This window comes from Hyphomicrobium sp. GJ21, assembly GCF_001006785.1.
Classification (GTDB): Bacteria; Pseudomonadota; Alphaproteobacteria; order Rhizobiales; family Hyphomicrobiaceae; genus Hyphomicrobium_B.
This window is the reverse complement of the sequence record NZ_CDHO01000003.1, coordinates 62,766-85,745: the sequence shown is the minus strand read 5'-3', so window position 1 is coordinate 85,745 and position 22,980 is coordinate 62,766. Positions and strand designations below refer to the sequence as shown.

The 22,980-nt window shown below is 61.5% G+C and carries 33 protein-coding genes and 1 pseudogene; 33 read left to right on the top strand and 1 reads right to left on the bottom strand.

Annotated features, from left to right (window positions below; translation table 11 throughout):
- Nucleotides 1-71: 71 nt before the first annotated feature.
- The 33 genes and pseudogenes from rpsL to HYPGJ_RS08575 all read left to right on the top strand — a co-directional run bounded on the left by rpsL (nucleotide 72) and on the right by HYPGJ_RS08575 (nucleotide 22,048).
- Complete coding sequence (rpsL, locus tag HYPGJ_RS08735; RefSeq protein WP_013215041.1) at nucleotides 72-443, top strand: 30S ribosomal protein S12; 372 nt, start codon at nucleotides 72-74, stop codon at nucleotides 441-443.
- Nucleotides 444-511: 68 nt separating this feature from the next.
- On the top strand, nucleotides 512-982 hold the full coding sequence (gene rpsG, locus HYPGJ_RS08730; protein ID WP_046846880.1) for a 30S ribosomal protein S7: 471 nt from the start codon (nucleotides 512-514) through the stop codon (nucleotides 980-982).
- 31 nt (nucleotides 983-1,013) lie between these two features.
- Nucleotides 1,014-3,104 (top strand): elongation factor G, encoded by a 2,091-nt coding sequence (fusA, locus tag HYPGJ_RS08725; RefSeq protein WP_046846879.1) that lies wholly within the window; start codon nucleotides 1,014-1,016, stop codon nucleotides 3,102-3,104.
- Nucleotides 3,105-3,169: 65 nt separating this feature from the next.
- Nucleotides 3,170-4,378, top strand: coding sequence for an elongation factor Tu (tuf, locus tag HYPGJ_RS08720; RefSeq protein WP_046846878.1), 1,209 nt, complete (start codon nucleotides 3,170-3,172; stop codon nucleotides 4,376-4,378).
- A gap of 57 nt (nucleotides 4,379-4,435) precedes the next feature.
- Nucleotides 4,436-4,744, top strand: coding sequence for a 30S ribosomal protein S10 (gene rpsJ, locus HYPGJ_RS08715; RefSeq protein WP_013215045.1), 309 nt, complete (start codon nucleotides 4,436-4,438; stop codon nucleotides 4,742-4,744).
- Between the two features lie 63 nt (nucleotides 4,745-4,807).
- Nucleotides 4,808-5,509 carry a 50S ribosomal protein L3 gene (gene rplC, locus HYPGJ_RS08710; RefSeq protein ID WP_013215046.1) on the top strand — a complete coding sequence of 234 codons (702 nt, stop codon included), beginning with the start codon at nucleotides 4,808-4,810 and terminating at the stop codon, nucleotides 5,507-5,509.
- On the top strand, nucleotides 5,509-6,126 hold the full coding sequence (rplD, locus tag HYPGJ_RS08705; RefSeq protein ID WP_013215047.1) for a 50S ribosomal protein L4: 618 nt from the start codon (nucleotides 5,509-5,511) through the stop codon (nucleotides 6,124-6,126). The genes rplC and rplD overlap by 1 nt, the downstream gene beginning before the upstream one ends.
- Complete coding sequence (locus HYPGJ_RS08700; RefSeq protein ID WP_013215048.1) at nucleotides 6,123-6,419, top strand: 50S ribosomal protein L23; 297 nt, start codon at nucleotides 6,123-6,125, stop codon at nucleotides 6,417-6,419. The genes rplD and HYPGJ_RS08700 overlap by 4 nt, the downstream gene beginning before the upstream one ends.
- Before the next feature lie 12 nt (nucleotides 6,420-6,431).
- Nucleotides 6,432-7,256, top strand: a complete 825-nt coding sequence (rplB, locus tag HYPGJ_RS08695) for a 50S ribosomal protein L2 (protein WP_046846877.1) — start codon at nucleotides 6,432-6,434, stop codon at nucleotides 7,254-7,256.
- A gap of 24 nt (nucleotides 7,257-7,280) precedes the next feature.
- A complete protein-coding gene (rpsS, locus tag HYPGJ_RS08690; protein WP_046846876.1) occupies nucleotides 7,281-7,559 on the top strand; it encodes a 30S ribosomal protein S19 in 279 nt (92 codons plus the stop codon).
- Nucleotides 7,559-7,924, top strand: a pseudogene (rplV, locus tag HYPGJ_RS08685) (50S ribosomal protein L22); the annotation flags it as partial. The gene rpsS and the pseudogene rplV, both read left to right, overlap by 1 nt.
- 85 nt (nucleotides 7,925-8,009) lie before the next feature.
- Nucleotides 8,010-8,837: a 30S ribosomal protein S3 gene (rpsC, locus tag HYPGJ_RS08680; protein ID WP_013215052.1), complete on the top strand. Its 828-nt coding sequence runs from the start codon at nucleotides 8,010-8,012 to the stop codon at nucleotides 8,835-8,837.
- 22 nt (nucleotides 8,838-8,859) lie between these two features.
- Entirely contained in the window at nucleotides 8,860-9,270 is a 411-nt protein-coding gene (gene rplP, locus HYPGJ_RS08675) for a 50S ribosomal protein L16 (protein WP_013215053.1), read from the top strand.
- 16 nt (nucleotides 9,271-9,286) lie between these two features.
- Complete coding sequence (rpmC, locus tag HYPGJ_RS08670) at nucleotides 9,287-9,493, top strand: 50S ribosomal protein L29 (RefSeq protein WP_013215054.1); 207 nt, start codon at nucleotides 9,287-9,289, stop codon at nucleotides 9,491-9,493.
- A 14-nt stretch (nucleotides 9,494-9,507) separates the two neighbouring features.
- Nucleotides 9,508-9,738, top strand: a complete 231-nt coding sequence (gene rpsQ / locus HYPGJ_RS08665) for a 30S ribosomal protein S17 (RefSeq protein ID WP_013215055.1) — start codon at nucleotides 9,508-9,510, stop codon at nucleotides 9,736-9,738.
- Nucleotides 9,739-9,881: 143 nt separating this feature from the next.
- On the top strand, nucleotides 9,882-10,250 hold the full coding sequence (gene rplN, locus HYPGJ_RS08660) for a 50S ribosomal protein L14 (RefSeq protein ID WP_013215056.1): 369 nt from the start codon (nucleotides 9,882-9,884) through the stop codon (nucleotides 10,248-10,250).
- Nucleotides 10,250-10,576: a 50S ribosomal protein L24 gene (gene rplX / locus HYPGJ_RS08655; RefSeq protein ID WP_013215057.1), complete on the top strand. Its 327-nt coding sequence runs from the start codon at nucleotides 10,250-10,252 to the stop codon at nucleotides 10,574-10,576. The genes rplN and rplX overlap by 1 nt, the downstream gene beginning before the upstream one ends.
- A 3-nt stretch (nucleotides 10,577-10,579) precedes the next feature.
- On the top strand, nucleotides 10,580-11,260 hold the full coding sequence (gene rplE, locus HYPGJ_RS08650) for a 50S ribosomal protein L5 (protein WP_013215058.1): 681 nt from the start codon (nucleotides 10,580-10,582) through the stop codon (nucleotides 11,258-11,260).
- A gap of 44 nt (nucleotides 11,261-11,304) precedes the next feature.
- Nucleotides 11,305-11,610: a 30S ribosomal protein S14 gene (gene rpsN, locus HYPGJ_RS08645; protein WP_046846874.1), complete on the top strand. Its 306-nt coding sequence runs from the start codon at nucleotides 11,305-11,307 to the stop codon at nucleotides 11,608-11,610.
- A 12-nt stretch (nucleotides 11,611-11,622) separates the two neighbouring features.
- Entirely contained in the window at nucleotides 11,623-12,021 is a 399-nt protein-coding gene (gene rpsH / locus HYPGJ_RS08640) for a 30S ribosomal protein S8 (protein ID WP_046846873.1), read from the top strand.
- 47 nt (nucleotides 12,022-12,068) lie between these two features.
- On the top strand, nucleotides 12,069-12,611 hold the full coding sequence (rplF, locus tag HYPGJ_RS08635) for a 50S ribosomal protein L6 (RefSeq protein ID WP_013215061.1): 543 nt from the start codon (nucleotides 12,069-12,071) through the stop codon (nucleotides 12,609-12,611).
- An 11-nt stretch (nucleotides 12,612-12,622) separates the two neighbouring features.
- Entirely contained in the window at nucleotides 12,623-12,985 is a 363-nt protein-coding gene (rplR, locus tag HYPGJ_RS08630; protein ID WP_013215062.1) for a 50S ribosomal protein L18, read from the top strand.
- A 21-nt stretch (nucleotides 12,986-13,006) separates the two neighbouring features.
- A complete protein-coding gene (gene rpsE, locus HYPGJ_RS08625) occupies nucleotides 13,007-13,582 on the top strand; it encodes a 30S ribosomal protein S5 (protein ID WP_013215063.1) in 576 nt (191 codons plus the stop codon).
- A 55-nt stretch (nucleotides 13,583-13,637) separates the two neighbouring features.
- Nucleotides 13,638-13,829, top strand: coding sequence for a 50S ribosomal protein L30 (rpmD, locus tag HYPGJ_RS08620; RefSeq protein WP_046846872.1), 192 nt, complete (start codon nucleotides 13,638-13,640; stop codon nucleotides 13,827-13,829).
- 5 nt (nucleotides 13,830-13,834) lie between these two features.
- Entirely contained in the window at nucleotides 13,835-14,386 is a 552-nt protein-coding gene (gene rplO / locus HYPGJ_RS08615) for a 50S ribosomal protein L15 (protein ID WP_046846871.1), read from the top strand.
- Nucleotides 14,387-14,526: 140 nt separating this feature from the next.
- Nucleotides 14,527-15,870 carry a preprotein translocase subunit SecY gene (secY, locus tag HYPGJ_RS08610; RefSeq protein ID WP_046846870.1) on the top strand — a complete coding sequence of 448 codons (1,344 nt, stop codon included), beginning with the start codon at nucleotides 14,527-14,529 and terminating at the stop codon, nucleotides 15,868-15,870.
- On the top strand, nucleotides 15,867-16,460 hold the full coding sequence (locus HYPGJ_RS08605; protein ID WP_046846869.1) for an adenylate kinase: 594 nt from the start codon (nucleotides 15,867-15,869) through the stop codon (nucleotides 16,458-16,460). Before secY ends, HYPGJ_RS08605 begins: the two co-directional genes overlap by 4 nt.
- Nucleotides 16,461-16,698: 238 nt before the next feature.
- Nucleotides 16,699-17,076: a 30S ribosomal protein S13 gene (gene rpsM / locus HYPGJ_RS08600; protein ID WP_046846868.1), complete on the top strand. Its 378-nt coding sequence runs from the start codon at nucleotides 16,699-16,701 to the stop codon at nucleotides 17,074-17,076.
- Nucleotides 17,077-17,165: 89 nt separating this feature from the next.
- Nucleotides 17,166-17,567 (top strand): 30S ribosomal protein S11, encoded by a 402-nt coding sequence (rpsK, locus tag HYPGJ_RS08595; protein ID WP_015598212.1) that lies wholly within the window; start codon nucleotides 17,166-17,168, stop codon nucleotides 17,565-17,567.
- 103 nt (nucleotides 17,568-17,670) lie between these two features.
- The gene (locus HYPGJ_RS08590) at nucleotides 17,671-18,693 is read left to right on the top strand and encodes a DNA-directed RNA polymerase subunit alpha (protein WP_013215070.1); all 1,023 of its coding nucleotides are present in this window, start codon (nucleotides 17,671-17,673) and stop codon (nucleotides 18,691-18,693) included.
- A gap of 209 nt (nucleotides 18,694-18,902) precedes the next feature.
- Entirely contained in the window at nucleotides 18,903-19,331 is a 429-nt protein-coding gene (gene rplQ, locus HYPGJ_RS08585) for a 50S ribosomal protein L17 (protein ID WP_046846867.1), read from the top strand.
- A gap of 160 nt (nucleotides 19,332-19,491) precedes the next feature.
- The gene (locus tag HYPGJ_RS08580; protein ID WP_046848246.1) at nucleotides 19,492-20,520 is read left to right on the top strand and encodes an aldehyde reductase; all 1,029 of its coding nucleotides are present in this window, start codon (nucleotides 19,492-19,494) and stop codon (nucleotides 20,518-20,520) included.
- A gap of 94 nt (nucleotides 20,521-20,614) precedes the next feature.
- Nucleotides 20,615-22,048 (top strand): Do family serine endopeptidase, encoded by a 1,434-nt coding sequence (locus tag HYPGJ_RS08575; RefSeq protein WP_101536124.1) that lies wholly within the window; start codon nucleotides 20,615-20,617, stop codon nucleotides 22,046-22,048.
- Nucleotides 22,049-22,067: 19 nt separating this feature from the next.
- Here HYPGJ_RS08575 and HYPGJ_RS08570 read toward each other — a convergent pair whose 3' ends face one another.
- Nucleotides 22,068-22,868 carry a sulfite exporter TauE/SafE family protein gene (locus HYPGJ_RS08570; protein ID WP_083984077.1) on the bottom strand — a complete coding sequence of 267 codons (801 nt, stop codon included), beginning with the start codon at nucleotides 22,866-22,868 and terminating at the stop codon, nucleotides 22,068-22,070.
- Nucleotides 22,869-22,980 lie beyond the last annotated feature (112 nt).

Below are 22,980 nucleotides of genomic sequence, written 5' to 3'. Positions count from 1 at the left end.
GACTTTCGCACCTGGCAGGTTTGCTTGGCGTATCCCCATGTGGGGATGGGTCATGAAGTAGGATTGGGCGAATGCCGACGATACAACAGTTGATCCGTAAGCCGCGCGTGAAGCCGGTCTATCGCGAGAAATCGCGCCACATGGAAGCCTGCCCGCAGAAGCGGGGCGTCTGCACGCGCGTTTATACGACGACGCCGAAGAAGCCGAACTCGGCGCTTCGTAAGGTCGCCAAGATCCGGCTGACCAACGGCTTTGAAGTCATCGGCTATATCCCGGGCGAAGGCCATAACCTGCAGGAGCACTCTGTGGTGCTCATCCGCGGCGGCCGCGTGAAGGACTTGCCGGGCGTTCGTTATCACATCGTCCGCGGCGTGCTCGATACGCAGGGCGTTGCAGCCCGCCGTCAGCGGCGTTCGAAATACGGTGCGAAGCGGCCGAAGTAAGCGGCCGATGTTTCGGGCCGGATTGTCTGGCCCATCACAAGCAGAATTGAAGCGAAGGGTCAGTCAGAATGTCTCGTCGTCACGCGGCGCAAAAGCGGGAAGTGATCCCGGATCCGAAGTTCAACGACCTCGTCGTCACCAAGTTCATGAACGCGGTGATGGAGCACGGAAAGAAGTCCGTCGCTGAGCGCATGGTTTATGGTGCGTTCGATAAGATGGAACAGAAGGGCAAGGCGAACCCGCTCGATCTCTTCCGTCAGGCGCTCGACAACGTCATGCCGGCGGTCGAGGTGCGTTCTCGCCGCGTCGGTGGCGCCACGTATCAGGTGCCGGTCGAAGTTCGTAACGAGCGCCGTCAGGCTCTCGCGATCCGTTGGCTCATCGCTGCCGCACGTTCGCGCAACGAGTCGACCCTGATCGACAAGCTTTCGGGCGAATTGCTCGATGCAGCAAACAATCGCGGCACCGCCGTCAAGAAGCGCGAAGACACGCACAAGATGGCGGAAGCCAACCGCGCCTTCTCGCACTACCGCTGGTAGGACAGACTTTTAAGGATTTTCGAGGCACCCAATGGCCCGACAGTACCCGATCGAGGATTACCGCAATTTCGGCATCATGGCTCACATTGATGCTGGAAAGACCACGACTACGGAGCGGATTCTCTATTTCACCGGCAAGTCCTACAAGATCGGCGAAGTCCATGACGGCGCCGCGACGATGGACTTCATGGATCAGGAAGCCGAGCGCGGCATCACGATCACGTCGGCCGCGACGACCTGTTTCTGGGTTGGCCGCGACGGCAAGAAGCGCCGCCTGAACATCATCGACACCCCAGGCCACGTCGACTTCACGATCGAAGTCGAGCGTTCGCTGCGCGTGCTCGATGGCGCGGTTTGCGTTCTTGACTCGAACCAGGGCGTCGAACCGCAGACGGAAACCGTCTGGCGCCAAGGCGACAAGTATAACGTCCCGCGCGTTATCTTCGCCAACAAGATGGATAAGACCGGCGCCGACTTCTACATGTGCGTCGAAGACATCAAGACGAAACTCGGCGCGCGTCCGGTTCCGCTGCAGATTCCGATCGGCGCTGAGTCGAATTTCCGCGGCGTCGTCGATCTCATCAAGATGAAGGCGTACACCTGGGATGGTGACGCGAAAGACGCAAAGATGACCGAGGGCGAGATCCCTGCTGATCTCGTCGATAAGGCCAACGAATTCCGCGCGGCGATGATCGAAGCCGCCGTCGAAATGGACGATGCCGCGCTTGAGGCGTTCCTCGAAGGCAACGAGCCGGATGCCGATACGCTTCGCAAGCTCATCCGCAAGGCGACCGTCAAGGGCGCGTTCTACCCGATGTTCTGCGGTTCGGCCTTCAAGAACAAGGGCGTGCAGCCGCTGCTCGACGCCGTCGTCGACTTCCTGCCGTCGCCTGTCGATCGTGAAGCTTATAAGGGTATCGATCCGAAGACTGGCGAAGATCTTCTTCGCAAGCCTTCCGACAGCGAGCCGCTGTCGCTGATCGCCTTCAAGATCATGAGCTTCGAGCACGTCGGCTCGATCACGTTCTGCCGCATCTACTCGGGCAAGCTCGAGCAGGGCATGGCGCTCGCTAACACGTCGCGCGACAAGAAAGAGCGCGCCGGCCGCATGTATCTGATGCACGCCGCCGACCGCGAAGAAATCAAAGAAGCCTATGCTGGCGACATCGTCGCTCTGCAGGGTCTGAAGGACACGCGTACGGGCGAAACGCTCTGCGATCCGTCGAAGCCTGTCATTCTCGAAAAGATGGAGTTCCCGGAACCCGTCATCGAAATGAAGATCGAGCCGAAGACGAAGGCCGATCAGGAGAAGATGGCGATCGCGCTCAATACGATGTCGCTCGAAGATCCGTCCTTCCGCGTCTCGGTTCACCCCGAGTCCGGCGAGACGATCCTCAAGGGCATGGGCGAACTTCATCTCGACATCAAAGTCGATATCCTGAAGCGCACGTATGGCGTTGAAGCGATGACCGGCGCACCGCAGGTCGCCTACCGCGAAACGCTCGCTCGTCCGACCGAGATCGATTACACGCATAAGAAGCAGACGGGCGGCACGGGGCAGTTCGCGCGCGTCAAGCTGAAGCTCGAGCCGAACGAAGTCGGTAAGGGCAACGAATTCTCGACGACGATCGTCGGCGGTTCGATCCCGAAGGAATACATTCCGGGCGTCGAAAAGGGCGTCAAGTCGGTCTGGGACAACGGTATCCTGATCGGCTTCCCGATGGTCGACATGAAGGTCAACCTCTATGACGGCGCGTTCCACGAAGTGGACTCGTCCGCGATCGCATTCGAAATCGCGACGCGCGCCGCCATGAAGGAAGGCTGCGAAAAGGCGGGCGTCAAGATTCTCGAGCCCGTCATGGACGTCGAAGTCGTGTCGCCGGGCGAATTCGTCGGCGGTATCATCGGCGACATTAACTCGCGGCGCGGTCAGATCCGCACGCAGGAGATGCGCGGCAACGCGACGGTCATCCGTGCGTATGTCCCGCTCGCCAACATGTTCGGCTACATCAATACGCTGCGTTCGATGTCGACAGGTCGCGCGCAGTACACGATGCAGTTTGCGCATTACGCGGACGTTCCGCGTAACGTCGCGGACGAGGTTAAAGCTAAGTACGCCTGAAGACATTTTTGAGAGATCTCCGGTGAGAGCCGGGGCCGAGTAAGGAAGACTGAGGAGAGCCAACGATGGCCAAAGCGAAATTTGAGCGGAACAAGCCGCACTGCAACGTCGGCACGATTGGACACGTCGACCATGGTAAGACGACGCTGACCGCAGCGTTGACGAAGGTTTCGGCCGATCGCGGCTGGACGTCGACGTCGATTGCGTATGACGAAGTTGCGAAGGCCTCCGAGTCTCAGGGTCGCCGCGACCCGACGAAGATTCTGACGATCGCCACGTCGCACGTCGAATACGCGACGCCGAACCGTCACTATGCGCACGTCGACTGCCCAGGCCACGCCGACTACGTGAAGAACATGATCACGGGCGCTGCGCAGATGGACGGCGCGATCCTCGTCGTCTCGGCCGTTGACGGCCCGATGCCGCAGACGCGTGAGCACATTCTTCTCGCCCGCCAGGTCGGCGTGCCGAAGATCGTCGTGTTCCTGAACAAGTGCGACATCGTCGAAGACGAAGAGCTCCTCGACCTCGTCGAAATGGAAGTTCGTGAGCTTCTCTCGAAGTACAACTTCCCGGGCGATGACACCCCGGTCATCCGCGGCGCCGCCGTCAAGGCGCTCAACGGTGAGAAAGGCCCGCTCGCCGACGAAGCCATCATCAAGCTTTATGAGGCGATGGACAGCTTCATCCCGATCCCGGAGCGTCCGAAGGATCAGCCGTTCCTGATGCCGATCGAAGACGTGTTCTCGATCTCGGGTCGCGGTACCGTCGTCACCGGCCGTATCGAACGCGGCGTCATCAAGGTTGGCGAAGAAGTCGAGATCGTCGGCATCCGCGACACGCAGAAGTCGGTCGTCACGGGCGTCGAAATGTTCCGCAAGCTGCTCGACTCGGGCGAGGCTGGCGACAACGTGGGCTGCCTCCTGCGCGGCATCGACAAGGAAGCCGTCGAGCGTGGCCAGGTTCTCTGCAAGCCGGGCTCCGTCAAGCCGCACAAGAAGTTTACGGCTGAGGCGTACATCCTGAACAAGGAAGAAGGCGGCCGTCATACGCCGTTCTTCACGAACTATCGTCCGCAGTTCTACTTCCGCACGACCGACGTGACGGGCACCGTCAAGTTGGCCGAAGGCACGGAAATGGTCATGCCGGGCGACAACGTCTCGGTTACCGTTGAGCTCGTCTCGCCGATCGCCATGGAAGAGAAGGTGCGCTTCGCGATCCGCGAAGGCGGCCGTACGGTTGGCGCCGGCGTCGTCACGAAGATCATCGAGTAGGGGTTTTCCTTCTCCCCGCCGTAACCGCGGCGGGGAGGGGGAGAGTGGAGCAAAGCAATGCACGGCCAAAACATCCGCATCCGGCTCAAGGCGTTCGATCATCGTATTCTCGATGCATCGACCCGTGAGATCGTGAATACGGCTAAACGCACCGGTGCTGAGGTTCGTGGTCCGATTCCGCTGCCGACCCGCATCGAGCGTTTTACGGTCAACCGTTCGCCGCACATCGACAAGAAGAGCCGTGAGCAGTTCGAAATGCGGACTCACAAGCGTCTCCTCGACATCGTCGATCCGACGCCGCAGACGGTCGACGCATTGATGAAGCTTGACCTTGCCGCCGGTGTCGACGTCGAGATCAAACTTTAAACCAAGTTTTTTTGGGCCCTCTGGCGGTAACGCGAATGGCCCCAACGATAGGAAGGAATGCACATGCGTTCCGGGGTAATTGCACAGAAGGTCGGCATGACCCGCATCTTTACCGATGCAGGCGAGCATGTCCCTGTGACCGTGCTGAGGCTCGAGAACCTGCAGGTTCTCTCGCATCGCACGGTTGAAAAGAACGGCTACACCGCCATCCAGGTCGGTGGTGGAACGCGCAAGCCTTCGCGGCTGACGAAAGCTGATCGCGGCACGTTCGCGAAAGCTGAAGTCGAGCCGAAGCGCAAGATTGCAGAGTTTCGTGTCAGTCCTGAGAACCTGATCGATGTTGGCGCCGAAATCACGGCTGACCACTTCGTTCCGGGTCAATTCGTGGACGTCACGGGCACCACGCAGGGCAAGGGCTTCCAGGGCGCAATGAAGCGCTGGAACTTCGGCGGCTTGCGCGCAACGCACGGCGTCTCGGTCACGCACCGCGCGCACGGTTCGACCGGTCAGCGCCAGGACCCGGGCAAGGTGTTCAAGGGCAAGAAGATGGCCGGTCATCTCGGCGACGAGCGCGTCACGACGCAGAACCTCGTCGTCGCCAAGATCGACAAGGCTCGCGGTCTGGTCATGGTGCGCGGCGCTGTTCCGGGCTCGAAGGGCGGTTGGGTCATCGTTCGCGACGCGGTGAAGAAGGCCGCTCCGGCGGATCTGCCGAAGCCGGGCGCATTCACGCCCCGCGGCGAAGCGAAGAAGGAAGGCGCGTGATGAAAGCTGAAGTCACGAACCTCGACGCCAGCAAGGCTGGCGACATCGATCTCGCCGACGAGATCTTCGGTCTCGAGGTCCGCAACGATCTCATTCACCGCATGGTGCGCTATCAGACTCTGAAGCGCATGGCAGGCACGCATCACGCCCAGGATCGTTCGGAAGTTGCCGTCACCGGCAAGAAGATGACGAAACAGAAGGGCACGGGCGGCGCACGTCACGGCGACAAGTCGGCTCCGCAGTTCCGCGGCGGCGGCAAGGCGTTCGGTCCGAAGCCTCGTTCGCACGCGATCGAGCTGCCGAAGAAGGTTCGCGCGCTGGCTCTTCGCCACGCTCTCTCTTCGAAGGCGAAGGCCGGCGAGATCGTCGTCATCGACAAGGCAACGTCGGAAGGCAAGACCGGCGCGCTGAAGGCACAGTTCGCAAAGCTGTCGCTCGACAACGCTCTGATCATCGACGGCGCCGAGCTCGAGCCGACGTTCGCACGCGCGGCGCGCAACATTCCGAATATCGACGTGCTCCCGGTTCAGGGTATCAACGTCTACGACATTCTGCGTCGTAGGAAGCTGGTGCTGACCCGCGCGGCCGTTGCAGCGCTGGAGGCGCGGTTCAAATGACGACGAAACGCTCCGCTTACGACGTCATCGTTGCGCCGGTCATCACGGAAAAGGCAACGCTTGCGTCCGAAGCCAACCAGGTGATCTTCAAGGTCAAGCCTGACGCAACGAAGACCGAGATCAAGAACGCGATCGAGACCCTCTTCAAGGTCAAGGTCAAGTCGGTGAACACGATCGTTCGCAAGGGCAAGCTGAAGGCGTTCCGCGGCGTCAAAGCCGTGTTGAGCGATACGAAGAGGGCCGTCGTGACGCTCGAGAGCGGTCATTCGATCGACGTGACGACAGGGCTCTAAGGGAAACGCATCATGGCGCTTAAGACATACAACCCGACGTCGCCCGGACGCCGCCACCTGATCCAGGTCGACAAGTCGACGCTGTGGAAGGGCAAGCCGGTCAAGGTTCTCGTCGAGGGCCTGAACAAGACGGGCGGCCGCAACAGCGATGGACGCATCACGTCGCGCCACATCGGCGGCGGCGCCAAGCGCGCCTATCGCCGGATCGACTTCCGTCGTCGCAAGTTCGATGCGCCGGCGACCGTCGAGCGCCTTGAATACGATCCGAACCGGACCGCATTCATCGCTCTCCTCAAGTACGAGGACGGAACGCAGGCCTACATCCTCGCGCCGCAGCGTCTCGGTGTTGGCGACACGGTCGTCGCTGGCACCAAGGTCGACGTGAAGCCGGGCAATGCAATGCCGCTGGCGGCAATGCCGATCGGCACGATCGTCCATAACGTCGAGATGAAGCCCGGCAAGGGTGGTCAGATCGCACGTTCCGCGGGCTCGTTCGTTCAGCTCGTCGGCCGTGACTCAGGTTTCGCCGTTATTCGCCTCAACTCGGGCGAGACGCGTAAGGTCAGCGCCGAATGCATGGCGACGGTCGGCGCGGTGTCGAACCCCGATCACATGAACACTGTGGTTGGCAAGGCCGGCCGCACGCGTTTGCTCGGCCGTCGTCCGACGGTTCGCTCGATTGCGATGAACCCGGTCGATCACCCGAACGGTGGCCGTACCAAGGGCGGTAAGCACTGGGCGACGCCCTGGGGCAAGCCGACCAAGGGCTTCAAGACGCGCAAGAACAAGACCACGACCAAATACATCGTACGCTCGCGCCAGAAGGCGAAGAAGTAGCGGCGAATTGAAGGAGATTCGACTTTGACACGTTCAGTCTGGAAAGGCCCGTTCGTCGACGGCTACCTCCTGAAGAAGGCGGAGAAGTCGCGCTCGTCGGGGCGCAACGAGGTGATCAAGATCTGGAGCCGCCGCTCCACCATCTTGCCTCAGTTCGTCGGCCTGACCTTCGGCGTGCACAACGGGCAGAAGCATATTCCGGTCGCCGTGACCGAAGACATGATCGGCCACAAGTTCGGGGAATTCGCACCGACCCGCATTTTCCACGGGCACGGCGGCGATAAGAAAGCGGTGAAGAGATAATGGGCAAGCCTAGCCATCAGCGGCGCCTCCCGGATACCGAGGCCCAGGCGGTTGCGAAGTCGCTGCGCATCTCGCCGCAAAAGCTCAACCTCGTCGCGGGATTGATCCGGGGCAAGAAGGTCGAACAGGCGCTCGCCGAACTCGAGTTCAGCGAGAAGCGCATCGCGGGCGATGTCCGCAAGTGCGTGATGAGCGCTGTCGCCAACGCCGAGAACAATCACTCGCTCGACGTCAACGATCTGGTCGTTGCCGAGGCTTATGTCGGCAAGAACATGGTCTTGAAGCGTTTTCATGCCCGGGGCCGCGGCCGCGGCGCAGCGATCCTGAAGCCCTTCTCGCAGCTGACCGTCGTCGTCCGTCAGGTCGAAGAGGAAAAGACCGAGAAGAAGAAGGCCGCTAAGAAGCCGGCTGCCGGCAAGGCTCAGGCGAAGTCCAAGGAGGCCAAGTAATATGGGTCAAAAAGTCAATCCCGTCGGCCTTCGCGTTGGCATCAACCGCACCTGGGACAGCCGCTGGTTCGCGGCCCGTGGTGAATACGGCAAGCTGCTGCATGAAGATCGCGCGATCCGCAATCACATCATGAAAGAGCAGCGCGAGGCCGGCATTTCGAAGGTCGTCATCGAGCGCCCGCACAAGAAGTGCCGCGTCACGGTGCAGACCGCGCGCCCCGGCATCCTGATCGGCAAGAAGGGCGAGAAGATCGAGCGCCTGCGCGCCGACCTCGCGAAGCTGACGAGCTCGGAAGTTCACCTGAACATTCTCGAGATCCGCAAGCCCGAGATCGATGCGACGCTGATCGCTGAAGGCATCGCCCAGCAGCTCGAACGCCGCGTTGCGTTCCGCCGTGCAATGAAGCGCGCCGTTCAGTCGGCTCTGCGTCTCGGCGCCATCGGCATTCGTATCAACGTCGCCGGCCGTCTTGGCGGTGCTGAAATCGCGCGTACGGAATGGTATCGCGAAGGCCGCGTGCCGCTGCACACCTTGCGCGCCGACATCGACTTCGGTTACGGCGTTGCGCGTACGGCTTACGGCATCATCGGCATCAAGGTCTGGGTCTTCAAGGGCGAGATCATCGAGCACGATCCGATGGCTGCCGACAAGAAGCTTGCTGAAATGCAGGAAAGCGGCGCGCCGCGCCCGCGTCGCGACGATGGCGACCGTCAGGATCGCGGCAATCGCCGTCCCGGCCGTGGCGGACGTGGCGGTGGACGTGGCCCCGGATCAGGCGGCAGCGCTCCTGCGGCGTCAGACGCCGGATCATCGACGCCGGAAGCGTAAGGACCCGAGAGGCACTTAAGATATGCTGCAACCGAAACGGACGAAGTTCCGCAAACAGTTCAAGGGTCGCATTCACGGCGCCGCCAAGTCGGGCACGACGCTCGCCTATGGCGAAGTCGGCTTGAAGGCGATGGAGCCGGAGCGCCTGACCGCGCGCCAGATCGAAGCCGCACGCCGCGCCATCGCACGTCACACGAAGCGCGCCGGCCGCATGTGGCTGCGCATCTTCCCGGACGTGCCGGTGTCGAAAAAGCCGGCTGAAGTTCGCATGGGTTCGGGCAAGGGTTCGCCCGAGCTCTGGGTGGCGCGCGTGAAGCCGGGCCGCATCATTTTCGAACTCGGCGGTCTCAATCAGCAGGTTGCCAAGGAAGCACTGATCCTTGGCGCCGCGAAGTTGCCGATCAAAACGCGCGTTGTGACGCGTCTCGAATAGGAGTTGAGGAACAGCCATGGCCGACGATTTCAAAGGCATGTCGCTCGATCAGCTCGACGACCAGCTGGTGAAGCTCAAGAAGGAGCAGTTCAACCTGCGCTTCCAGCGGGCTTCGGGTCAGCTTGAGAACACCGCGCGCATCCGGATCATCCGCCGCGATATCGCGCGTATCAAAACCGAGGCGAGCGCCAAGCGCGCTGGCAGCGTCAGAAAAGGCGCGTGAGGGAGATATAGATTATGCCGAAGCGCGTGTTGCAGGGTGTGGTGGTATCTGACAAGAACGACAAGACCATCGTCGTTCAGGTCGAGCGCCGCTATACGCATCCCCTGCTGAAGAAGACGGTGCGTCGTACGAAGAAGTATCACGCGCATGACGAGAAGAATTCGTTCAAGGTTGGCGACCAGGTTTCGATCGAAGAGACCCGGCCGATTTCCAAGAACAAACGTTGGATCGCGATTTCGCAGTGAGGCGTTAGCCTCGCTCTCACGCGGTTCGATTTGAGAGCGCCTTTGAAGCCGTAGGAGCGTTGGGATATTTCCCAAGACCCCGCGAGCCCAAAGGCAAACAAGAATAGGGCTTCCGACGAAGCCGAAAGAGAAGGAACGACGCGATGATCCAGATGGAGAGCAATCTCGACGTCGCCGACAACTCGGGCGCGCGCCGCGTTCAGTGCATCAAAGTGCTGGGCGGCTCGAAACGCAAATACGCGACCGTCGGCGATACCATCGTCGTCTCCGTTAAGGAGGCGATCCCGAAAGGCCGCGTCAAGAAGGGCCAGGTGATGAAAGCCGTCATCGTCCGCGTCGCGAAGGGCATCCGCCGCGCCGATGGTTCGCTGATCCGCTTCGACCGCAACGCCGCCGTGCTGATCAACGCCAACGGCGAGCCGGTCGGAACGCGTATTTTCGGACCCGTCACGCGCGAGCTTCGCGCCAAGAACCACATGAAGATCGTTTCGCTTGCGCCGGAGGTTCTCTGATGTCGGCTGCTAAAATCAAAAAGGGCGACAAGGTCGTCGTCCTCGCCGGCCGCGACAAGGGCAAGAGCGGCGAAGTCATCGAGGTTCGCCCTGGTGAGCATCGTGCGCTCGTTCGCGGCGTCAACATGGTGCGTCGTCACCAGCGCCAGTCGGCGAGCCAGGAAGGCGGCATCATTTCGAAGGAAGGTCCGATCGACCTGTCGAATATCGCAGTCGAGGATCCCAAGGACGGCAAGCCGACCCGCGTCGGCTTCAAGGTCCTGACCGACGGCAAGAAGGTCCGCATCGCAAAACGCTCGGGCGAGCAGATCCCGGAGAAGAACTAGGCCATGGCTGAGAAAGACAAACCAGCGAAAGCTGCAAAGCCGCAAGGCGCGGCTGCCCAGGGCGGCGCCGCGAAGAAGGCGAAAGCCGCGAAGGCTGCTGCCTCCGAGCCGCGCGCTCCCGCAGCGCCGCGTCCGAAGGATTACAAGCCGCGTCTCAAAGCGCATTACGAGAAGGTCGTCCGCGACGCGCTGAAGGAAAAGTTCGGCTACGCGAACGTCATGCAGATTCCGCGCATCGAGAAGATCGTGCTCAACATGGGCGTCGGCGAAGCTGTCAACGATCGCAAGAAAGTCGACAACGCAGCGACCGATCTCGGCTTGATCTCCGGTCAGAAGCCTGTCGTGACCCGCGCCCGCAAGGCGATTGCGACCTACAAGCTGCGCGAAGGCATGGCGATCGGCGCCAAGGTCACGCTGCGCGGCGACCGCATGTATGAATTCCTCGACCGCTTCGTCACGATCGCGCTGCCGCGCGTGAAGGACTTCCGCGGCCTGAACCCGAAGAGCTTCGACGGCCGCGGCAACTACGCGACCGGCCTCAAGGAGCATCTCGTGTTCCCCGAGATCGACTACGACAAGGTCGACAACGTTCTCGGTCTCGATGTGATCGTTTGCACATCGGCCCGCACTGATGATGAAGCCCGTGAATTGCTCAAGGGCTTCAACTTCCCGTTCCGCAGCTAGAGGACCTCGGCGACAGAAGCCGAAAGGCCTTTGGAGGAGAAGAAATGGCAAAGACCAGTTCGATCGAAAAGAACAACCGCCGGCGCAAGATGGCGTTGGCACAGGCTCCGAAGCGCAAGCGTCTCAAAGAGCTTGCCAAGGACACCACGAAGACGCCGGAAGAACGCTTCGCCGCACGGTTGAAGCTCGCCGAGATGCCGCGTAACGGCTCGAAGGTCCGCGTCCGCAATCGCTGTGAAATCACCGGCCGCCCGCGCGGCAACTACCGCAAGCTCAAGATGTGCCGCAACCAGCTCCGTGAGTTGGCGAGCCAGGGGCGTATCCCGGGCATGGTTAAGTCGAGCTGGTAAAAGGAACGCACGATGTCCGTGAATGATCCGTTGGGCGATATGCTGACACGTATCCGGAACGCGCAGATGCGCCGCCGGCCGAAAGTCGCAACACCTGCTTCAAGCCTCCGCGCGCGCGTCCTCGACGTGCTCGCCGATGAAGGCTACATCCGTGGTTACAGCCGCGTCGAACTCAAGGGCGAAGTCCCGCAGTTCGAGATCGAGCTGAAGTATTACAATGGCCAACCTGCGATCCGCGAGATCGAGCGTATCTCGAAGCCGGGCCGCCGCGTTTACTCGCCCGTCAAGGATATCCCGACGGTGGCGAACGGTTTGGGCGTTGCAATTCTGTCGACGCCGAAGGGCGTGATGTCGGACTCGAAGGCGCGCGAAGCGAACGTCGGCGGCGAAGTCATCTGCAGCATCTTCTAAGGCTATGGCCGGCACGCCGGCCGAACGAAACAAGGTTTTGAGAAGTCATGTCGCGCATCGGTAAAAAGCCCGTCCCCGTCCCGTCCAATGTGACGGCGACGATCAGCGGCCAGACCGTGAAAATGAAAGGCCCGAAGGGCGAACTCGCCTTTACGGTTCCTGACGCCTTGAAGGTGCAGCGTACGGACGAGGGGATCGATATCTCGCTCCTCGAGGATTCCAAGCTCGCACGTTCGAAATGGGGTATGTCGCGGACGCAGATCGCGAACCTCATCAAGGGCGTCACGGAAGGCTACCAGCAGGATCTCGAGATCCATGGCGTCGGCTTCAAGGCGGCGATGAAGGGCAAGGACACCCTTACCCTTTCTGTCGGCTACAGCCACGATGTCGTTCTGAAGGTTCCGGCCGGCGTCGAAGTCAAGGTCGGCGGCGCTAAGCAGGAGCTTCTGTCGGTGTCCGGCATCGACAAGCAGGCGGTCGGCGAGATGGCGTCGGTGATCCGCGCGTCTCGCAAGCCCGAACCCTACCAGGGCAAGGGCGTGCGCTATAAAGGCGAATACATCTTCCGCAAGGAAGGCAAGAAGAAGTAGGAACGGCAATGATGGCCAACATCAACGACAAATTCAAGAACCGCAAAGCGCGCGTTCGCCGGTCTTTGAAGAAGAGCGCGAACGGCCGTCCCCGGCTCTCGATTCACCGCTCGTCGGAGAACATCTACGCTCAGGTGATCGACGACGTGAAGGGCGTGACACTCGCCGCGGCTTCGACGCTCGAGAAGGACGTCAAGAGTTCGGGCAAGACCGGCGCGGACAAGGCTGCGGCTGCGGCCGTCGGCAAGCTCGTCGCCGAACGCGCCGTCAAGGCCGGTGTAACCGAGGTCATTTTCGATCGCGGCGGCTTTCTCTTTCATGGGCGCGTGAAAGCGCTCGCCGATGCCGCCCGCGAAGGCGGATTGAAGTTTTAAAGACCCGAGAGGAACGAAATCGTGGCACGTGGACCCCAGAGAGACCGTGGCAGAGACCGCGAGGAGCGCGACAGCGAGTTCACCGATAAGCTGGTGCACATCAATCGCGTCGCCAAGGTCGTCAAGGGCGGCAAGCGGTTCGGCTTCGCCGCGCTGGTCGTCGTCGGCGATCTGAAGGGTCGCGTCGGTTACGGGCATGGCAAGGCGCGCGAAGTGCCGGAAGCCATCCGCAAGGCGACGGAAGGTGCGAAGCGCAACCTGCTCCGCGTGCCGCTTCGCGATGCGCGTACGCTGCATCACGACAGCGTCGGCCGTCACGGATCGGGCAAAGTCGTTCTCCGCGCTGCGCCTGCCGGTACCGGCATCATCGCGGGCGGCGCCATGCGCGCCGTGTTCGAGATGGTCGGCGTGCATGACGTCGTCGCCAAGTCGATGGGCTCGACGAACCCCTACAACGTCGTTCGCGCGACGTTCGACGCTCTCAAGGCGCAGGAAAATCCCCGCGCCGTTGCGGCCCGCCGCAACAAGAAGGTTTCCGACATCGTGTCGCGTCGCCGTGACGGCTCGGCTGCCGCCGATGCTGGCGCTGACGCCTAAAAGGTATGGCGGAGTGGCCGAAGCGCCGCTTCACAAATGGACTTGAGGTAACGATATGGCGGCTAAGAAAACGATCACATTGGAGCAGGTTCGCAGCCCGAACCGTCGCCCCGAGCGGCAGACCGAGACGCTGATTGGTCTCGGCCTCAATAAGCTTGGCCGCAAATCGACGCTCGAAGATACGCCGGCCGTGCGTGGCATGCTGAAGAAAGTTCAGCATCTCGTGCAGGTCGTAGAAGGGAAATAACGACTATGCGGCTCAACGGCATCAAAGATAATCCGGGTTCGAAGAAGACGCGCGTCCGCATCGGTCGCGGTATCGGCTCGGGTCTCGGCAAGATGGGTGGCCGCGGCGGCAAGGGCCAGACGGCCCGTACCGGCGTTGCCATCGGCGGCTTCGAAGGCGGTCAGATGCCGCTCCATCGCCGTCTGCCGAAGCGCGGCTTCAACAAGTGGCGCCCTGAGGATTTCAACGAGATCAACGTCGGCACGCTGCAGCAGGCGATCGACGACAAGCGTCTCGACGGTTCGAAGCCGCTCGATCTCGCCGCATTGGTCGCAGCCGGTATCGTTCGTCGTCCCAAGGATGGCGTGCGCTTGCTCGGCGACGGCGAAATCAAGGCGAAGATCTCGATCACCGTCAATCACGCGACGCAGAAGGCGAAAGCCGCCGTCGAAAAGGCCGGTGGCAGCATCAGCCTGATCGAGCGCAAGGTGATTGCGGCCGACGAAGAGAAGCGCAAAAAATCTGCGGCGAAGAAAGTTGCTTCGGGCAAGAAGCCGGCCGCGAAAACCGAGGAATAACGATCGCGCGGGAGACGATAGCGCGTCGTTCTCCCGTGTGCTCGTATCCGGACCGAGGCTCGCGCATGATCGCGGGCATCAGGTCCAGGCTGACGTGTTGCTTCCAAAAGCACCGCGACGGCGCTTAGGAGAAGACAGCAATGGTTTCCGCTGCCGAGCAGCTCGCTTCGAACCTGAATTTTAGCGCTTTCGCGAAGGCGGAGGATCTGAAGCGGCGCCTGTGGTTCACCCTCGGCGCCCTCATCGTCTATCGTCTCGGCACCTTCATTCCGATGCCCGGCATCAACCCGGCGGCGTTCGCCGAGACGTTCAAGTCGCAGGCCGGCGGCATCCTCGGCATGTTCAACATGTTCTCGGGCGGCGCGCTGGAGCGCCTCGCGATTTTCGCGCTGAACATCATGCCGTACATCTCGGCGTCGATCATCATGCAGTTGATGACGTCGATCTCGCCGAAGCTCGAAGCCTTGAAGAAAGAAGGCGAGGCGGGCCGCAAGCAGATCAACCAGTATACGCGCTACCTCACGGTCATTCTGGCGGCGCTGCAGGCCTACGGCATCGCGGTCGGTCTTGAAGGATCGCAGAATTCGGCCGGCGCGGTCGTGCTGGAACCCGGCATGTTCTTCCGCGCGACGACGGTCATCACGCTGGTCGGCGGCACCGTGTTCCTGATGTGGCTTGGCGAACAGGTGACACAGCGCGGCGTCGGCAACGGCACGTCCTTGATCATCTTCGCAGGCATCGTAGCCGGCATTCCCGGAGCTATCGTGCAGCTGTTCGAGCTGTCGCGCACGGGCTCGATCTCGCCTGCGATTTTGCTGTTCTTCATCGTGCTCGCTCTCGCGGTCGTCGCGGCGATCGTGTTCTGCGAGCAGGCTCAGAGACGCCTTCTGGTGCAGTATCCGAAGCGCCAGGTCGGCAACAAGATGTTCCAAGGCGAAGCTTCGCATCTGCCGCTGAAGCTCAATCCGTCGGGCGTCATTCCGCCGATTTTCGCGTCATCGCTGCTGTTGCTGCCGATCACTGTCGCGCAGTTCACCGCGGGCCAGGGACCGGAGTGGCTGAATACCGCCGTCGCGATGCTCGGAAGCGGGCAGCCGCTGCACGTCGCGATCTATGCCGCGATGATCATCTTCTTCACGTTCTTCTACACGGCTGTCGTCATCAATCCGAAAGAGACGGCCGACAACCTTCGCAAATACGGCGGCTTTCTGCCTGGCATTCGTCCTGGCGAGAAGACTGCGGAATACATCGACTACGTGATGACCCGCATTACCGTCGTCGGCGCTCTTTACCTGGCTGCAGTCTGCGTCCTGCCTGAAATTCTGACGTCGTATGCCGGCATCCCGCTCTACTTCGGTGGCACCTCGCTGCTGATCGCGGTCAGCGTGACGATGGATACGGTGTCTCAGATCCAGGGCCACCTCATCGCCCAACAGTATGAAGGCCTGATCAAGAAGGCCAAGCTCCGTGGGACACGCCGATGATCCTGATGCTGCTCGGCCCGCCTGGCGCGGGCAAGGGAACACAGTCTCAGCAGATTTCCGAGAAGCTCGGTATTCCTCAGCTTTCGACCGGTGACATGCTGCGGGCGGCCGTCAAGGCGGAGACGCCGGTCGGCCTCAAGGCCAAGCAGGTCATGGCCTCGGGCGGTCTCGTCAGCGATGAGATCGTCATCGGCATCATCGCGGACCGGATTTCCGAAGCTGATTGCAGCAAGGGCTTCATCCTCGACGGCTTTCCGCGCACGCTGGCCCAGGCCGACGCGCTCGACAAGCTTCTGAAGTCCAAGGGCCGCAAGATCGACAGCGTGATCGAGCTCAAGGTCGACGACGGCAAGCTGGTCGACCGCATTGAGAATCGCGCCCGCGAGACTCTGGCGGCTGGCGGCACGGTACGCGCCGACGATAACGCCGAAGCGCTCAAAACGCGTCTGATGGCCTACTACCGCGAGACGGCGCCGATCATTGGTTACTATTTCGCCCACGGCCTGCTGAAATCGATCGATGGGATGGCTCCGATCGCCGAAGTCAGCCAGCAAATCGATGAAATTCTGAACAAATATCAGGTGGCTTAAGGTAAAAAGCGAGCATTGACGGAAGGGAGCGACCGAGCTAAAACAGCCCACTTTTCTTTTAGGGCTCAACTTGATCCGGACCTGGGCGTTAGCTCCGGTTTCGCGATCGTTGCGCCTATTGGCTTTTGAGGATTGGCAAGAACGCTGCAACGCGTTCCGGTAGCTTCAGAAATCGAAATTCGACCAACACGTTTGAGCAAGACGAAACAAAACGACGAGATAAAGTCAGGAGACTGAAGTGGCCCGCATCGCAGGCGTCAACATTCCTACCGGCAAGCGTGTCGAAATCGCGCTGCGTTACATCCATGGCATCGGCCCCAAATTCTCGAAAGAGATTTGCGCGAAGTGCAACATCCCGACTGAGCGCCGCGTCAATCAGTTGACGGACGCCGAGGTGCTCCAGATCCGTGAGACGATCGACCGCGACTATACCGTCGAAGGCGATCTTCGCCGCGAAGTGCAGACGAACATCAAGCGTCTGATGGATCTCGGTTGCTACCGCGGTCTGCGCCACCGCAAGGGCCTCCCGGTCCGCGGTCAGCGCACGCACACGAACGCTCGCACCCGCAAGGGCAAGGCCGTTCCGATCGCCGGTAAGAAGAAGGCGACGAAGTAGTTCGGCGCGATATCGCATTCGCACCTCCGTCGAGGCGCACAAACTGAATTTTCGCCTCGGCATCGGAGAGGCTAGGAGTAACGGACGCAATGGCCAAAGAAGCAAGTGCAGCGCGCGGCAAAGTCAAAAAGCGCGAGAAGAAGAACATCACGTCGGGCGTCGCTCACGTGAATGCTTCCTTCAACAACACGATGATCACGATCACGGACGCGCAGGGCAACACGATTGCCTGGTCGTCGTCGGGCACCAAGGGCTTCAAGGGATCGCGCAAGTCGACGCCGTATGCGGCGCAGATCGCGGCCGAAGACGCCGGCCGTAAGGCGCAGGAGCACGGCATGAAGGTGCTCGAAGTCGAAGTCTGCGGTCCGGGCTCGGGCCGTGAGTCGGCGCTTCGTGCGCTGCAGGCCGTCGGTTTCCAGATCACCTCGATCCGCGACGTGACGCCGATCCCGCACAACGGCTGCCGCCCGCGCAAGCGCCGCCGCGTCTAAGAGATCATAGATCGCGCGCCGCTTTCCGGCGCGCTGACGCATGTACCGCATAAGAGATTCCGCGGCCCGCTCCCCCGTCCGCGCATAATTGACGAGGTATCTCGTGAACGTTCTGCAGAAGAACTGGCAAGACCTGATCAAGCCCTCGAAGCTTGAGATCCAGACGGGCCGCGATCGCTCGCGCATCGCGACGGTCGTCGCAGAGCCGCTCGAGCGCGGCTTCGGCATGACGCTCGGCAACGCGCTGCGTCGCGTGCTGCTGTCGTCGCTGCAAGGCGCCGCCATCAAGACGGTGCAGATCGATGGCGTGCTGCATGAGTTCTCGTCCGTCCCGGGCGTCCGCGAAGACGTCACGAACATCATCCTGAACATCAAGGAAATCGCGCTGCGCATCCACTCGGAAGGCGTGAAGCGCATGGTGCTCAAGAAGGAAGGCGCCGGCCCCGTCACCGCGGGCGACATCGAAGCGTCCTCCGAAGTCGAAGTCCTGAATCCGGATCACGTGATCTGCCACCTCGACCAGGGCGCATCGATCCGTATGGAATTCACGGCCGACATGGGCAAGGGCTACGTTGCCTCCGACCGCAACCGTCCGGAAGACGCGCCGATCGGCCTGATCCCGGTCGACAGCCTCTATTCGCCGGTGAAGAAGGTTTCGTACAAGGTCGAGAACACGCGCGAAGGCCAGATCCTCGACTACGACAAGCTGACGATGGTCGTCGAGACGGACGGCTCGGTTCGTCCCGAGGATGCCGTCGCGCTTGCCGCTCGCATTCTGCAGGATCAGCTTGCGGTCTTCATCAACTTCGAGGAGCCGAAGAAGGCACAGGAAGAGCAGCGTCATCCGGAGCTGGCGTTCAACGCCGCGCTTCTCAAGAAGGTCGACGAGCTCGAGCTTTCGGTGCGTTCCGCGAACTGCCTGAAGAACGACAACATCGTCTACATCGGCGACCTGATCCAGAAGACGGAAGCCGAGATGCTGCGCACGCCGAACTTCGGGCGCAAGTCGCTCAACGAGATCAAGGAAGTGCTGGCCACGATGGGTCTGCATCTTGGTATGGAAGTGCCGAACTGGCCGCCGGACAACATCGACGAGCTGGCGAAGCGCTTCGAAGACCAGTACTGAGAACGATATCCCCTCTCCCCGCTCGCGGGGAGAGGGTTAGGGTGAGGGGCAGAAACGCGCTCCGGCGATTGTTGCCGCCCCTCATCCCAACCTTCTCCTCGTAAACGGGGAGAAGGAGCGAAGGGCGAAGGTGAGGCCATAGAAACTCCCGCGCTCAAACCGGGCAGCCAAGCTGACGGTCAATCTCACAATGTAAGGATGAAGATAAGATGCGACACAAGAAACTCGGCCGCCGTTTCGGCCGTCACGTCGGGCACCGCCAGGCAATGTTCTCGAACCTTGCTGCTGCCCTCATCAAGCACGAACAGATCATCACGACGCTGCCGAAGGCGAAGGACCTGAAGCGCGTTGTCGATAAGTATATCACGCTCGCCAAGCGCGGCGACCTGAACTCGCGCCGTCTCGCGGCTGCGCGCCTTCGCGACGAAGATCAGGTCAAGAAGCTCTTCGACGTGCTCGCGGCCCGCTACAAGGATCGCAACGGCGGCTATACGCGCGTGCTCAAAGCCGGCTTCCGTTATGGCGACGCGTCGCCTCGCGCCGTCATCGAACTCGTCGATCGCGACGAGAGTGTGAAGGGTGCCGAAGACAAAGCCCGGCACGCAGCTCAGCTTGCAGAGCAGGCTGACTCCAACTGATCGCCAAGCGGCGACTTCGAGAATTCTGAAAACCCCGGCGCGCAACGCCGGGTTTTTTGTTTGCGCGCGCCGCTCAATGCATTGCCTTGCTGTCGCCTTCTGACGGATTATGCCTGCAGAGGCCGCCGGCTCTGCGGCCGCCGCCATCCGTGGGGACACAATGCCAACGGAACCTCTGGTCGTCGTGACGGGCGCGTCAGGCCTCGTTGCCAAGTATGTCATCGGCGAATTCCTGAAGCGCGGTTATCCGGTGCGCGGCACGGTTCGCACGCTGGACAAGGCGGATACGGTGCGCCGGGCGATGACGCGGCCCGGCTGTGATCCATCGCGACTTTCCTTCGCTGTCGCCGATCTCGAGCGCGATGCGGGCTGGGATGAAGCCGTCGCGGGCGCGGGCATCGTCGTGCATACGGCGTCGCCGTTTCCGATCGCGCAGCCTGATAATGCGGATGATGTGATCCGCCCGGCGCGCGAGGGCACGCTCCGCGTTCTCAAAGCGGCGACGCGCGCGCAAGTGAAGCGCGTGGTGCTGACGTCTTCATCCGTCGCGATTTTTTACGGAAGCGGCCTGCGGCCGGAGCACATCTATTCCGAAGATGACTTCACCGACGAAACGCGTTCTGGGCTGACGCCCTACATCAAGTCGAAGACGATCGCGGAGAAGGCGGCGTGGCAGTTCGTCAAGGAAACCGCGAGCGCGCCGGAGCTGGCGGTCATCAATCCTGCATTCGTGCAAGGTCCGGCGCTCGACGATGATCTGTCGACGTCGCATGAGCTGTTCCGCTTGATGGCGCGCGGGCTTTATCCGGCGGCGCCGCGTATTCGCTTTCCCGTCACCGACGTTCGCGACGTCGCGGCGGCGCATGCGGAAGCGGCGCTTCGGCCCGAGGCGGCGGGAAAACGCTATCTGATCGGTGAGGGCCAGTTGCGCCTTTATGAGCTTGGCCAGGTCCTCGCGCGCGAGCTGCCGGATCTGCGCGGCAAGGTGCCGAAGTTTGAACTCCCCGATGCCGCGGTTCGCGCGCTTGCCGTGTTCGACAAGAGGTTGCGGACGATCCTCCCGGAGCTTGGGGCTGAGAAAGATTACACAAATGCAAGGGTTCGCAGGGACCTTGGATTGAACCTCCGGAGCGCCGACGACGCCGTGACGGCTGCCGTCCGATCATTACGAGACCTTAGGTTGATCTGAGGCGCGAACCCTACATATTCCTCTGCCATACGAGTCTGGCCACCGACGGACTGTCCGGCCGGCACCTGCAATCGCGCTCATGTGGAGCATTCGGATGACAATGAAAAAACGGGTCGTGATGATCGGGCTTGCGGCGGTCGCCGGCGTATTCGCGCTTGCGCCGAAGACACCTCCGAGCTCCGCGTTGGCGCAGGAGAAAGTCGCGCCGCCGTCGCGCGAGGCGATCCAGTTTTCTTACGCGCCGATCGTCCGTACGGCTGCGCCTGCCGTCGTCAACGTCTACGTCCGAACCCACGTGCAAACGATCGCTTCGCCCTTCGCGAACGATCCGTGGTTTCGCCGTTTCTTCGGCGATGCTTTCGGTCAGCCGACGGAACGCGTCATGAGTTCGCTCGGCTCCGGCGTCATCGTCAATCCGGACGGCCTCGTTGTTACGAACAATCACGTCGTCAGGGGGCGCGGCGAAACGGAAATCCGCGTCGCGCTGTCGGACCGTCGCGAGTACGATGCGAAAGTCATCAGCAAGGATGAGAAAGCCGATATCGCCGTCCTGAAGATCGAAGGCGGCGATGGCAAGTTTCCGTATCTGCAGTTCGACGATTCAGACCGGCTCGATGTCGGCGATCTCGTGCTCGCGATCGGCAATCCGTTCGGCGTCGGCCAGACTGTTACGAGCGGTATCGTGTCCGCGCTGTCGCGATCTGAAATGGCTGAGTCGGACAGTCAAGTTTTCATCCAGACGGATGCCGCGATCAATCCTGGCAACTCCGGCGGCGCGCTCGTCGACATGAACGGCCGTCTCGTCGGCATCAACACGATGATCTATTCGCAGTCGGGCGGATCAGTTGGCATCGGCTTCGCCATTCCGTCGAACCTCGTTCGCGTCTATGCCGAAAGCGCCGCCAACGGACGCAAGGTCGAGCGGCCGTGGATCGGTGCGAAGCTCGAAGCGATGTCGCATGATTTTGCGGAAGGGCTCGGTCTCAATCGCGTTGCGGGCGCGGTGGTGACAAGGCTCTACAACAAAGGTCCGGCAGCGGATGCGGGGTTGCGCGAAGGCGACGTGATCACGAATGTCGACGGCGTCGAAGTCGCCGATGCGCGCGCGGTCTATTATCGTCTTGCGACCAAGGGCATCGGTCAGACGGCGCATCTGAGCGTTATTCGCAAGAACCAGCCGATCGATATTTCATTGCCTCTGGTCGTCGCTCCAAAGCCGGAAAAAGACGACGCGCGCAATCTGTCGGGCAACAATCCGCTCGACGGCGCTCGGGTTTCGAACATCCTGCCGTCGGTTGCCGATGAACTGAGCATCGATGAGACCGAGGGCGTGGTGATCACGTCGGTGCGCAATGGATCGGTTGCGCAAAGTCTCGGATTTCAGCCGGGTGACATCATCGTGTCGATTGGCGGCAAGAAGATTGCGAACGTGATCGATGCCGAACATGCCGTCGCTGAACGGCAGCGCATGTGGCAGGTCGCGGTCAAACGCGGCAATCGCACGATGCAGCTTCAGGTTCCCGGCTGAACACGGCCGGGGGCGTCGGCTAGAGCTTTTGCGCGAGCTGATAAGCTGCGAAGCAGAGGATCGTCGCCAGGAACAGGCGCAGCAGCCAGTCCGGCAAGCGGCCCGTCAGGCGCGATCCGATGGCGATGCCTGGAATCGAGCCGACGAGCAGCAGCCCGAGCAATTCAAAGCTCGTGTTGCCGATCGACATGTGGCCGAGGCCCGAGACCAGCGTCAGCGGCACGGCGTGCACGATGTCGGTGCCGATCAAGCGGCGCGTTCTGAGCGTCGGATAGAGCAGTGTCAGGATGACGACGCCAATCGCGCCGGCGCCGACGGACGTCAGCGTCACGACCGAGCCGAGGCAGAGACCGAGCAGAAGCGTGGAGAGATGGCGAACCGGAACGTCGGTCGGTTCGACGACCTGCGCGCCGCGCCGCGTGATGAGCGGATAAAAAATGATCGCGAGGGAGCTGATCACGAGAGCGGCGATCAGAGCGTGCTTGATGAGCGCCGCGAGGCGCGCGGTATCGGGGTCGAGCACGTGCAAAATGCCCAGCATAGCCAACGAGCCCGGCACGCTGCCTGTCGCGAGCCAGGCGACGAGCCGCCAATTGACGTTGCCGAAGTTGTGGTGCGGCCAGGCAGCGGACGCTTTCGTGATCGATGCGAACAGCAGATCGGTGCCGACGGCAAGCGCCGGAGAGATTCCGATCTTCGTGATCAAAAACGGAGTCATCAGCGAGCCGGCGCCGACGCCGGTCAACCCAACGAGAAATCCGACGACGAAGCCGCCGGAGATGATCATCGGCCAAAGTGTTTGGGGATCGACGTCAGGCATTTTGGTCCGAAAAAAAAGCGAGAGATTGAGGTACGCGAGAATAGCGAGGTCTGCAATTGCAGAATCCTCGCTGTTTTAGTGTCGGTGTGGTGGAAGCTGTCTCGCGTTCCTT